Annotated in this window: 10 protein-coding genes; 6 read left to right on the top strand and 4 right to left on the bottom strand. The window is 60.9% G+C overall.

What is annotated here, in order from left to right:
• The first annotated feature begins 208 nt into the window (after positions 1–208).
• Genes AC07NR_RS19655 through AC07NR_RS19645 form a run of 3 tightly spaced genes read left to right on the top strand, consistent with a single transcriptional unit; the run spans position 209 to position 3774 of the window.
• Positions 209–868, top strand: a complete 660-nt coding sequence (locus tag AC07NR_RS19655) for a paraquat-inducible protein A (protein WP_495079201.1) — start codon at positions 209–211, stop codon at positions 866–868.
• The gene (locus AC07NR_RS19650; RefSeq protein WP_085709261.1) at positions 855–1478 is read left to right on the top strand and encodes a paraquat-inducible protein A; all 624 of its coding nucleotides are present in this window, start codon (positions 855–857) and stop codon (positions 1476–1478) included. Before AC07NR_RS19655 ends, AC07NR_RS19650 begins: the two co-directional genes overlap by 14 nt.
• On the top strand, positions 1471–3774 hold the full coding sequence (locus tag AC07NR_RS19645; protein WP_248739401.1) for a PqiB family protein: 2304 nt from the start codon (positions 1471–1473) through the stop codon (positions 3772–3774). The genes AC07NR_RS19650 and AC07NR_RS19645 overlap by 8 nt, the downstream gene beginning before the upstream one ends.
• A gap of 67 nt (positions 3775–3841) precedes the next feature.
• Here AC07NR_RS19645 and mksF read toward each other — a convergent pair whose 3' ends face one another.
• Genes mksF through mksB form a run of 3 tightly spaced genes read right to left on the bottom strand, consistent with a single transcriptional unit; the run spans position 3842 to position 8650 of the window.
• A complete protein-coding gene (gene mksF, locus AC07NR_RS19640) occupies positions 3842–6682 on the bottom strand; it encodes an Mks condensin complex protein MksF (protein ID WP_085709263.1) in 2841 nt (946 codons plus the stop codon).
• Positions 6679–7380 (bottom strand): Mks condensin complex protein MksE, encoded by a 702-nt coding sequence (gene mksE / locus AC07NR_RS19635; protein ID WP_085709264.1) that lies wholly within the window; start codon positions 7378–7380, stop codon positions 6679–6681. Before mksE ends, mksF begins: the two co-directional genes overlap by 4 nt.
• The gene (mksB, locus tag AC07NR_RS19630; RefSeq protein ID WP_162803512.1) at positions 7370–8650 is read right to left on the bottom strand and encodes an Mks condensin complex protein MksB; all 1281 of its coding nucleotides are present in this window, start codon (positions 8648–8650) and stop codon (positions 7370–7372) included. The genes mksE and mksB overlap by 11 nt, the downstream gene beginning before the upstream one ends.
• 231 nt (positions 8651–8881) lie before the next feature.
• Between mksB and AC07NR_RS19625 the strand changes: the two genes are divergently transcribed.
• Both AC07NR_RS19625 and rimI read left to right on the top strand, forming a co-directional pair.
• Positions 8882–9634 carry an energy transducer TonB gene (locus AC07NR_RS19625; RefSeq protein WP_495079216.1) on the top strand — a complete coding sequence of 251 codons (753 nt, stop codon included), beginning with the start codon at positions 8882–8884 and terminating at the stop codon, positions 9632–9634.
• A complete protein-coding gene (gene rimI, locus AC07NR_RS19620; protein WP_085709267.1) occupies positions 9627–10079 on the top strand; it encodes a ribosomal protein S18-alanine N-acetyltransferase in 453 nt (150 codons plus the stop codon). The genes AC07NR_RS19625 and rimI overlap by 8 nt, the downstream gene beginning before the upstream one ends.
• 47 nt (positions 10080–10126) lie before the next feature.
• Here rimI and AC07NR_RS19615 read toward each other — a convergent pair whose 3' ends face one another.
• Positions 10127–10531, bottom strand: a complete 405-nt coding sequence (locus AC07NR_RS19615) for a serine kinase/phosphatase (RefSeq protein WP_114885535.1) — start codon at positions 10529–10531, stop codon at positions 10127–10129.
• A gap of 142 nt (positions 10532–10673) precedes the next feature.
• On the opposite strand from AC07NR_RS19615, the gene can reads away from it, so the two are divergent.
• On the top strand, positions 10674–11318 hold the full coding sequence (can, locus tag AC07NR_RS19610; RefSeq protein ID WP_007951756.1) for a carbonate dehydratase: 645 nt from the start codon (positions 10674–10676) through the stop codon (positions 11316–11318).
• The last annotated feature ends 1 nt before the right edge of the window (position 11319 follow it).

The following is an 11319-nucleotide window of genomic DNA, read 5'->3' as shown; positions in this document are numbered from 1 at the left end:
GATGCATCGCCGATGGTAGTGTGGGGTTTCCCCATGTGAGAGTAGGTCATCGTCAAGATTAAATTCCGAAACCCCAATTGCGAAAGCAGTTGGGGTTTTGTTTTGCCCGCAGGAAAGTTTTTTGCCCGCGACAGCGAACAAATTTGCACAGTTATTTTCGAATCAGAACACTAGAATAGTCCCCATCTTTTTCGGAGCCAGAGCCCTTATGTCGGATTCGGTTGACGCCCCCGGGCTGTCAGATTTACCGCTGGATGACTTGGTGGCCTGTCATGAGTGCGATCTGCTGATGCGCAAGCCCAAGCTTGCCCACGGTGAGAAAGCCCTCTGCCCACGCTGCGGCTACGAACTGTATGCCCACCGTCATAACGTGGTGCAACGTAGCCTAGCCCTGGTCATTGCCGCACTGTTGCTCTACGTGCCGGCGAACTTTTTACCCATCATGCAGCTCAATGTTCTCGGGCAATCGTCGCAGGACACTGTCTGGAGCGGCGTTGTCGGCCTGTTCAATACCGATATGCGTGGTGTTTCAGTCGTCGTATTCCTGTGCAGCATGGCGATCCCCCTGCTGAAACTGCTGTGTCAGTTGATCGTGTTGCTGACCATCCGTTTCAACATCGGTCGTAGCTACGGCCTGTTGCTCTACCGCATTTATCACCACCTCAGAGACTGGGGCATGCTTGAGGTCTACCTCATGGGTGTCCTGGTGGCGATCGTCAAACTGGCGGACATGGCGGCCATCACCGTCGGTCTCGGTCTGGCTTGTTTCATCGGTTTGTTATTGGTTCAGGTCTGGCTCGAAGTGGTGATGTCACCGCACCAGATCTGGCAGGCGTTATCAGGAGAAGATCCCCATGCGGGCGATTGATGCGGGCATTCTGATCTGTACCGAATGCCACGAACTGAACAAGCAGGATGCCGACAGCGACGTGCAGACCTGCACCCGATGCGGTGCGCTGGTTCACGCCCGACGGCCCAACAGCCTCGCGCGTACCTGGGCGCTGCTGATCACGGCCGCGATCGTCTACATTCCGGCGAACGTCCTGCCGATCATGACGGTCAGTTCGCTGGGTCAGGGTGATCCGAGCACCATCATGTCCGGGGTCATCCAGTTGGTGCAGCACGGCATGATTCCAATCGCTGCCGTGGTGTTCATCGCCAGTATTCTGGTGCCGACCTTCAAACTGGTGGGCATCGCGCTGCTGCTGTTTTCGGTACAGCGCCGCCAGCCGTTGTCCGCGCGCCAGCGGATCTGGATGTACCGTTTCATCGAGTTCATCGGCCGCTGGTCAATGCTCGACATTTTCGTGATCGCCATTCTGGTGGCGGTCGTCAACTTCGGCCGGCTAGCCAGTGTCGAAGCCAATCTGGGCGCCATCGCCTTCGCCAGTGTGGTGATTCTGACGATGCTCGCCGCTGTCACTTTCGATCCCCGACTGATTTGGGATAACACGGAGTCGGACGCCGACCATGACTGATTTGCCCGTAGCGAAAACCCGACCGGCTTCGAACTGGTCTGCCATTTGGGTACTGCCCCTGATTGCCCTGATCATCGGTGGCTGGCTGGGATGGCGTGCCTACAACGAAACCGGCATCGAGATTCAGGTGCGTTTCGAAAGTGGTGAAGGCATCCAGGCCAACAAGACCGAAGTGGTCTACAAAGGCATGTCTGTCGGTAAGGTCAAAGCCCTCAAGCTCGATGACGAAGGTGCTACCAAAGGGGTGATCGCCACCATCGAGATGAACAAGGATGTCGATCAATACCTGAAGACCAGCACCCGCTTCTGGCTGGTCAAACCGAGCGTAACCCTGGCCGGTATTACCGGCCTGGAAACCCTGGTGTCGGGCAACTATGTCGCGATCAGCCCGGGTGAAGGCGAGCCGACCCGCAAGTTCAAGGCCCTGGCCGAAGAGCCCCCACTGTCGGACTCCAAACCCGGCCTGCACCTGACGATCAAGGCTGATCGCCTGGGTTCGCTGAACCGCGGCAGCCCGGTGTTCTACAAGCAGATCAAAGTCGGCCAGATCAAAAGTTACGTACTGTCGGAAGACCAGAGCACGGTCGAGCTCAAGGTATTCATCGAACCGACCTACGCCAAACTGGTGCGCAAACACACACGCTTCTGGAACGCCAGCGGCATCAGCATCGACGCCAACCTGTCCGGGGTGAAAGTGCGCAGTGAATCCCTGGCCAGCATCGTCGCCGGAGGTATTGCCTTTGCTACGCCGGAGAACCGCAAGGACAGCCCGCCCACCGATCCGAGCCTGCCGTTCCGCCTCTACGAAGACTTCGATGCGGCCGCCGCCGGCATCCGCGTGAAGGTCAAACTCAGCGATTTCGAAGGCTTGCAGGCCGGGCGTACCCCGGTGATGTACAAGGGCATTCAGGTCGGTAACCTCAAAGCCCTGAAAATAGATCCGGATCTGTCCAGCGCAACCGCAGAACTGACCCTCGATCCATTGGCCGAAGAGTATCTGGTCACCGGTACCCAGTTCTGGGTGGTCAAACCGTCGATTTCCCTGGCCGGCATCACCGGTCTGGAAGCACTGGTCAAAGGTAACTACATCGCCGTGCGCCCCGGCGACAAGGGCGGTGCGCCGCAACGCGAGTTCGAGGCCCGACCAAAAGCACCGCCTCTGGACTTGAAGGCGCCGGGCCTGCACCTGGTGCTGTTCACCGACAGCCTCGGTTCGATCGAGGTCGGCAGTCCGATTCTCTACAAACAGGTCAAGGTCGGCTCGGTGCAGAGCTATCAGTTCTCCAAGACCAAAAAGCAACTGGTGATTGGCGTCCACATCGAGAAGGAATACGAAAACCTGGTCAACGCCTCGACCCGGTTCTGGAACGTCAGCGGCATCACTCTGACCGGTGGCCTGACTGGTGGCATTCAGGTCAAGAGCGAGTCCTTGCAGACTCTGATGGCCGGCGGTATCGCCTTCGAAACGCCGCAAGTCAAGGCGCCGTTGCAGAAGCGTATTCCGCGCTTCCGTCTGTTCGCCAATCATGATGACGCGAATCAGAAGGGTGAGGTGGTGACCATCAAGGTGGACCGCGCTGACGGCTTGCGCAGCGGCACGCCGGTTCGCTTCAAGGGACTGGATGTCGGCAAGATTGAAAGCGTCGACCTGACCGATGATCTGCAATCGGTGATCCTCACCGCACGCATCACCGAAGTGCCGGAGAAGATTGCCCGGGTCGGCAGCCAGTTCTGGGTGGTCAAGCCGGAACTGGGGCTGATCAAGACCTCGAATCTGGAAACCCTGGTCACGGGGCAGTACATCGAAGTTCAGCCGGCGGCGAAGAGCCTCGGCCCGCAGAAGAACTTCGTGGCATTGGCCAATCCGCCGGAAGTGAGCAAACAAGAGGCCGGTCTCAGTCTGGTATTGAGTGCCGCCCGTCGCGGCTCGTTGAAACCCGGCGTGCCGGTAACCTATCGCGAAATCACGGTGGGTAAAGTCACGGGTTACGAACTGGGTCAAACCGCCGACCGCGTTCTGGTGCACATCCTGATCGAGCCGAAATACGCGCCGCTGGTACGCAGTGGCAGCCGCTTCTGGAACACCAGCGGTGTCGGTTTCGATATTGGTTTGTTCAATGGCCTTACCGTACGCACCGAGTCTCTCGAAACGGCGATTCAGGGCGGTATCGCCTTCGCCACACCGGATGGCGAGCGGATGGGCAACCCGGCTCGCGCCGAGCAGACCTTCCCGCTGTTCGACAAGTTCGAAGACGAGTGGCTGACCTGGGCGCCGAAAATCCCCCTCGGCAAATAATCCCGCCCAATGAAAAGGGCCGCGATCCAATGGATCGCGGCCCTTTTTTGTGCCCGTCAGCTACGCATCAAACCGCATCCAGCTCCGGTTCATCCGCTTCGACATTGATCGTGGCTTTCACCACATCGTGGCGGCGGATGTACTTCCAGTCCGCCTCGTCGATGTAGATGCCGGCCGGGCCGCTGCCGCCTTCCAGGTCAATAGCGACACTGGCGCAGACCTGCGGCTTCACGCTCGCCAGAATCGGCACGAAGCCCAGTTGCAGGCTGGTTTCCAGCAACGCCGCCTGGTTCCTTTCGTCGATGTCCGCCGCCTCGTCGAGGTAGTAAGGCAGGCGCACTCGGCCGGCCAGATCGCGGTCCATCAAGTGCAGCAACAAATACATGTTGGTCAGCGCCTTGATGGTCATCGTGGTGCCGTTGGATGCCGCGCCATCGATGTCGGTGTGGATAACCGGCTGACCGTTGACCTTGGTGATCTCGAACGCCAGTTCGAACAAGTCCTTGAGGCCGAGCTGGTTGTGGTTCGCCGCCACCAGCCGCGCCAGGTATTCCTTGGCCTCTTCGTTCTTGTTGTCCTGCTCGGCGCTCTGGCTCAGGTCGAACACCGACAGGGTTTCGCCTTCTTCGTACTGACCGGCGCTGTGGATGATCTGGTCGATGTGCTTGAGCGCTTCCTTGTTCGGCGCGAGCACGATGCGGAAGCTCTGCAGGTTGGACACCTGACGCTTGTTGATCTCGCGGTTGAACAGCGCCAGTTGGTGCTCGAGGCTGTCGTAGTCGCTGCGGATGTTGCGCAGGGTCCGCGCGATATCGGTGACCGCCGCGCGACGGGCCTTGCCCAGGGTCAGAGCTTCGTCGGTGCGATGCGCATAAGCGTTGATCAGCAGCGACAGGCGTCGCTCCATGTCGTCTTCACTGTCGAACTTGGCCACGCCCTTGAGGCGTACCTGCGCGTACAGCGCTTCGATCTGGCCGTCGGCACGCAGCAGGCCTTGCCAGCTGTCCTGATAGTCGTTGAGCAGCGGCAGCAGGTTGTCCATCGAATCGTCGACCGGATCCATGAACGGCGTACCGAACGGCAGGTCAGCCGGCAGCAACTGACGGCGACGCAGGGCATCGTCGAGGGTGCGTTGCTTGGCTTCCATGTCGGCGATCTGCCGGCCGACCAGTTGCAGCTTGGCCGACAGTTGCTGGACGCGCTCGGTGAATGCATCGCTGGAGCGCTTGAGTTCGTCCTGCGCGGCTTCCATCTGCGCCAGTTGCTCGAGCTTGTCGCCTTCTTCGGCGCTCAGGGTCTGAGTACGACGGAAATCTTCCAGCGCTTTCTGAGCGTCCAGCACCTGCTGGTACAGCGCTTCGGTCTGGGTCTTGCTCGCAGCGCGGTCGGCGGCCACGGCTTGCTGGGTCTTGAGTTGCTTGAGTTCTTTTTCCAGACGCTCTTTCTGATCGCGCAGCGCGGCACGGTCAGCCAGCGCTTGCAGGGCCGGCGGCTCGATGTGCGAGATGTCGATCGACAGGCCCGGCACTTCGAAACGTTCGCCCTTGAAGCCGTCGAGGATCAGCTCGACCGATTTCACCCATTCGCCATCCTCGTCGAGGGTGATGCCGTGCTCGCCCAGCGGCAGGCTGAACAGCGCGCTGTTGAACAGGCGCATCAGACGCTCGACGTCCTGTTGCGAAAACTCTTCGCGCAGGCGGGCGTAGCTGTTGTTGTCGGCGTGATCGAGTTGCTGCTTCACCGACTTCAAGCGTTTTTCCAGATCCCGCAGACGTTCTTCGAGATCCTCGGCACTGAACTGACGGGACTGCGCCAGCGCACCGGCCAGTTCATCGTGAGCGTCCTTGGCGGCGAGCAGTTGCTGCTCAAGCACTTTGACGTCATCGATCAGTGCAAAGCGGTTCTTCAGCACCGACAACTCACCCAGCCAGCGCTGGATGCCGGAGATTTCCCGCTCCAGACGCATCAGTTCCTGAGTACCGCCGCGCTGATCGTTTTGCAGGTCGTCCTGCTCGCGGCGGTAGTGTTCGGCCTGGATCGTCAGCTCTTCCTTGCGTGCCGTGGCGTAGTCCGACCAGGTGCCGAGCAGAGAGTCGAGCAGTGGCGACAGGCGATGCAGCTTGCCGCGCAGCACGTCGCGCTGTTTCACGCCGTTGGCCAAGGCTTCGACCAACGGGCCGGCGGCCACCAGTGAGTTGTAGTCCTGTTCCATGCGACGCACGTCGCGGAAGGCTTCTTCGCAGGCCGCGATGTAGTCGACGCTGCCGGAACGCAGGCTGTGTTCGAAGGCATCGAGGAACAGCTGCTTGAGCTTGGCGGCGGTGATTTCGCGCATGTGCAGCAGGTTGATGAACAGTGCGCGGAACGTCTTCAGGCTCTGCTCACTGGTGGAGCGCAGCGGAATCAGCGTCAGGTCGAGCGGGATCGACGTATGACCGCCAACCAGCAAACGGCGCAGCTCGTCAGGTTTGAGTTCGTAGGCTTTCAGGCCTTCCTTCTCAAGGTTGCTGAACAGTTCTTTCTGGCGCAAGCAGGTATCGTTTTTCTGGTAGTGGGCCAGATCCAGCTTGCCGGCATAGGCAAAGAACTGGTGACCGAAACCACCGCCGGGGCCGCGACCGACCACGCCGATCACGTGCGGGCCATGAGGCAGGTTCACTTCGACGAGGATGTAGCTCGTGTCGGAGGCAAAGTAGAAACGCCGGGATTGTTCCAGGCTGTACTTGCCGAAACTCATGTCCGACATGCGCGCCAGAATCGGGAACTGCAAGGCGTTGATCGAGGCGGATTTACCAAGGTTGTTCGCGCCGTAGACCGACAGCGGCTCTTCCAGCGGGAACAGGCCGAGGCTGTAACCGGCGGTGTTCAAAAGGGCAAAGCGGCGGATGCCGTAGCGTTCCTGGCTCATGCGTCGGACTCCTGTTCTTCGGCAATGGCGCGGGCCAGTGCGTCTTCTTCGCTTTCTTCTTCAAACTCGGTCAGGTCTAGCGGATCGTCGGTTTCCAGCAGCCTGGCCTCGGCTTCCTCGTCGATCAGCACCGGTGCCGGCAGCGGCAGCACGCTGTGGACGCTGGCCGCCAGATCGCGGTCCTGCTGCACCGACAGGCACACGTCGAGGAAGCGGTGCATCGGCGGCAGGAAGCGGTACACACCGTTTTCTTCGCCGGCGAAACCGAGCTGGGTCATGCGGCGCATGATCTTCTCTTCCAGCTCATCAACGGTCTGCACTTCGGCCTGGATGAACAGGTCGCGGTACTTTTCCAGCAGCGATGGCAGTTCGTCGCGGCCGAGACTGCCGCCGTCCAGCACGGCGATCGGGTCGCGACCCTGGTCAGCCAGGTGCTCGACAAGGATGAAGGTGAACAGCGCCAGACGCTGGGCGGTCTTGTTTACTGCGGCGGCGGCCATGTCCGGCACGAAGTAGTAGAAACCACGGGTGTCGCAGACCAGTTCGAAGCCCAGGGCCTTGAACAGCGTGCGGTACTGGTCCTGGAAGTTCGACAGCTGCGCATACAGCTCCGGGTCGCGGCGGCTGACGTGGTAGCCCTTGAACAGTTCGCGGAAGATCGGCGCCAGTTGAGACAGTTCGGAGAGATCAAGATGCATGTGGAGTGCTCGCAGAATCCTCGGCGGCGGGGTCGCGGGCCGAGAGCAGGGCGAAGGAGCGCAGGCTGACCTGATGCTCGTGAGTGTGGTATTCGCGGCGTTCCAGACGCTCGCGCTTGAAGCGTTTTTCCCGCGACAGGCGCGAGAACCAGTAAAGCAATTCGTCGGTGGCGCCGTCCGGTTCCTGTTCCAGCAGCCAGGTCATCAGATCCGGCATCGGCAGGGACTCTTCGCAGCGGTCGACCATTTCGCGCACGGTGCGCGGTGCACGCGGGGCATCGCCGGTCTTTTGCGACTTGTGCGCCTTGGGGAAGCGCGCCGGTTTCGGTTCGAAACGGGCCAGGGCGTAGACGTAGGCTTCGACCTGACTGGCGCTGCCGAGGAAGGTGCTTTGCGGCCGGGTGAACAGCGGCATCGCGGCTTGCGGCACGGCGTCGATGCCTTTGCGGCGGATCGCTGCCAGTGCCAGCGCGGCACCACGGGTCACGGCGTTGTGCCGGCGCGCTTCTTCACGCAGCGGCAGCAGCAGTTCCCGGGCGTGACGCAGGGTCAACTGGGCGCTGGTCTGCATTTCGAGGATGCGCGCGTGGGTGCGCAGCAGCATATCGTCATCGACCAGATGGCCGAGGCGCTGCTGTTCGCTGAGCATCTTCAGCAGCACGGTTTCGACCTTGCGCACGCCTTGTTCGAAGGCGCCGTCGGCGTTCACCAGATCGATCATCGGTTCGACGTATTCGTCCCAGGTCGCCAGTACTTCGGCGTAACGCTGACGCAGGGGGATCTGTCGGTCGCTGGTCTTGGCCCGTTCGGCCACGGCCACCAGCGCCTGTTCGTCGTTGTCGAGTTTCTTCAGGACGTCACGCACACGCATGTCGAGCAGGCGCAACTGACGGGCAAGGTCATTGCCGTCGCGGATGTCGAACGCATCCTGAATATAGCCGGCCAGACGCTCGAGGTGACGCAGGTAGGCTTCGATCTCCAGGCACAGGCCCAGACGGTGCTCCCGGCGCAGGTAGGCGAGGAAGTCGTGGATTTGCGCGTTGAGCTCGAAGCGGTTCGGGCTTTTCGCCACGGGGACCAGAATGTCGAGGCGAATCCACACGTCGAGCAGGCTGGTGATGTCCTGCGGCGTGCTTTCCAGTTGTTGGGCGGCCAGTTGCGTGCGCAGTTCGTTGAGGCTCAGGGTGCCCTGGTCGAAGTGCTCGCACAGTGGCTCCAGAAGTGCCCAGTGTTCAGCGAGGGCGCGCAAGACGCGCTTGGGTTCGATCATCGGAATGGCCGGCTGGTTGGCGATTAAAAGCCGCGATTGTACTGCATCACGCGGGATGCGATTCACTCTCGGGACGGGCTGTCGCTTTTCTTTGCGTCAAGGTATCGGTCAAGACTATCGATCAACAGCGGGCGATCTTGAGCGAAGGGCGGTAGAATCAGCGCACTTCAGTTATCCACAAGTGGCCGACCCTTGCTAATCGAGTCCCGCCGCCGCGCCTATTTGAACGCCATGCAGGTGGTCAACTGGCTGCCGCGCACCGAATTGCCCTTTGCCGCGCCGTCGCGGCCCGAGCTGCTGGAGCCTCTGGAGCCGGAGCCCGAGGTTCTGCTGTCCGTAGCGCCTGCGCCCGAGGCCGGCGCGCCTGTACAGCCAGCCGTGCGCGTGGTGGAACGGCCGAAGATCGAAGTCCCGCGACCAATGCCCGCCAGCGGCCGCCCTGCCACTAAACCAGTGGAAGAAGTCGAAGAGGCGCCGGTGGTCGCACGGCCCGCGCCGGTGCCGCCACCGCGTTTCGCCCTGCAATTGCTGCGCGCCGGTCGTTGCCTGTTGCTGGTGGAGTTACCCACAGGCGAATCGTTCCAGAGCCGGGATCCTGCTTATCTGCTGCTCAAGGACATGCTTCGGGCTGCCGGTCTGCCGGATGCGCCGCAGATCGTCGGCGATCCGGTGCGCTGGCCACTGCTGGTGCGCGGCACCATGGATCAGGGGCCGGATGCGGCCCGGGATTTCGTCCAGGGTTTCCTTTCGGTGCAAATGGAAGCCGCGCCGTGCGCCTGCCTGTGGCTGATCGGTCTGCCGGCGGTGCGCTTCGCCGGTGAGAAGGACGCCGAGGCGTTCAACAGTGAATTGCAGATCGAGGGTCTTGGCCTGGCCTGGGCCGTGCCGGGACTGGAATTGTTGATGGAAGAGCCACAGCGCAAAGCCGCCGTGTGGCAAGCCATGCGTCGGCTGATGGCGCGCTGGAAAGAATCGAATGAGTGATGCGGTAACCTTCCGTCCGATGGTCGAAGCCGATCTGGACGCTGTGCTGAAAATTGAATTCGCGGCTTACAGCCATCCCTGGACCCGCGGGATTTTTCTCGACGGGCTGGGCAAATACCAGATCTGGTTGATGTTCGAAGGCGAGCAGCAGGTCGGCCACGGGGTGGTGCAGATCATTCTGGATGAAGCGCACCTGCTCAACATCACGGTCAAGCCGGAGAATCAGGGCCGCGGCCTTGGGCTGACATTGCTTGAATACCTGATGTCCCGTGCCTATGCGGCCGATGCCCGGGAGTGTTTCCTGGAAGTGCGCGACAGCAACACAGCGGCGTTCCGCCTGTACGAGCGCTACGGTTTCAACGAAATCGGCCGTCGTCGCGATTACTACCCGGCAGTGGGCGGGCGTGAAGACGCCGTGGTCATGGCCTGCACCCTGGTTGACTGATAGGCCGTAGAAGCTGTCTCAATCGGAGACAGCTTCTACGGAGCACTTCAGCGTTTGCCGTCCATCGGGTCGCGACGCGCCATTTCCGCTTCATCCAGCCCGTCGCCGCCGCCAATGTCGTCCTCATCGACAATGCTCAAATCCCAATCCGCCTGATTGCCTGATCCCAACTCATCGGCATCACGGGCGCCGTCTTCGCGGATCAGGGTTTCCGGGCTCAGGTCATCGTCGGTCGGTTCATGATCGGCCACTGAAGCACCGGTCAGGCCCGCCTCCCGTACCCGTTCCCGAGGCATCCGTTGCTCACGCTCACGTTCCGGCAGTTCATCGCCGATCTTCGCACTGGGCTGTTCGTCGTCGAAATCCAGCTCATGCACCGATCCCATGCGGTCTTCGTTATCATCGATGGGCTCCGGCTGTACCGCGTCGAAGGGGCGTCGTGAATCAGTCATGGCAAATCCTCATACTGTGGGCCTTACTCAGGTGGACTCACCCGGCACACGAGAAATTCCAACGAAATCACTTGCGATCCTTTCGTGACCCCGACGGACGGTTGTCTGTCATAGCAGCGCATCTTTCTTGAGGCCTTACAGCATGCATGACTTACAAGACCTGATTGATAACAACGAGCGTTGGGCTGACGCGATCACCAAGGAAGACCCGGATTTCTTCGCCAAGCTGGCCCGCCAGCAGACGCCTGAATACCTGTGGATCGGTTGCTCCGATGCACGGGTTCCGGCCAACGAAATCGTCGGCATGCTGCCGGGCGATCTGTTCGTTCACCGCAACGTCGCCAACGTGGTGCTGCACACCGATCTCAACTGCCTGTCGGTGATCCAGTACGCCGTGGACGTGCTCAAGGTCAAACACATTCTGGTGACCGGCCACTACGGTTGCGGCGGTGTGCGGGCGTCGATGCAGGATCGCCAGTTCGGTCTGATCGATGGCTGGCTGCGGTCGATTCGCGATCTGTATTACGAAAAGCGCGAAGAACTGGCCAAGCTGCCGACTGAAGAAGAGCAGGTCGATCGCCTGTGCGAGCTCAACGTGATCCAGCAAGTGGCCAACGTCGCTCACACCAGCATCATCCAGAACGCCTGGCATCGCGGGCAGAGCCTGTCGATCCACGGTTGCATCTACGGCATCAAGGATGGCCGCTGGAAAAGTCTGAACACGACCATCAGCGGTTTCGAGCAACTGCCACCGCAATACCGCTTGCGGCCGGTCGGCGCACCGTAAC

The sequence above is a fragment of the Pseudomonas sp. GW821-FHT09C09 genome, from assembly GCF_059418105.1.
This window is presented reverse-complemented; position numbering and strand designations above follow the sequence as displayed.

Bases quoted from the DNA above. Each gene is read 5' to 3' on its own strand.
- AC07NR_RS19655 (WP_495079201.1), top strand. From the start codon at position 209: ATGTCGGATTCGGTTGACGCCCCCGGGCTGTCAGATTTACCGCTGGAT.
- AC07NR_RS19650 (WP_085709261.1), top strand. From the start codon at position 855: ATGCGGGCGATTGATGCGGGCATTCTGATCTGTACCGAATGCCACGAA.
- AC07NR_RS19645 (WP_248739401.1), top strand. From the start codon at position 1,471: ATGACTGATTTGCCCGTAGCGAAAACCCGACCGGCTTCGAACTGGTCT.
- mksF (WP_085709263.1), bottom strand. From the start codon at position 6,682: ATGAGCCAGGAACGCTACGGCATCCGCCGCTTTGCCCTTTTGAACACC.
- mksE (WP_085709264.1), bottom strand. From the start codon at position 7,380: ATGCATCTTGATCTCTCCGAACTGTCTCAACTGGCGCCGATCTTCCGC.
- mksB (WP_162803512.1), bottom strand. From the start codon at position 8,650: ATGATCGAACCCAAGCGCGTCTTGCGCGCCCTCGCTGAACACTGGGCA.
- AC07NR_RS19625 (WP_495079216.1), top strand. From the start codon at position 8,882: ATGCAGGTGGTCAACTGGCTGCCGCGCACCGAATTGCCCTTTGCCGCG.
- rimI (WP_085709267.1), top strand. From the start codon at position 9,627: ATGAGTGATGCGGTAACCTTCCGTCCGATGGTCGAAGCCGATCTGGAC.
- AC07NR_RS19615 (WP_114885535.1), bottom strand. From the start codon at position 10,531: ATGACTGATTCACGACGCCCCTTCGACGCGGTACAGCCGGAGCCCATC.
- can (WP_007951756.1), top strand. From the start codon at position 10,674: ATGCATGACTTACAAGACCTGATTGATAACAACGAGCGTTGGGCTGAC.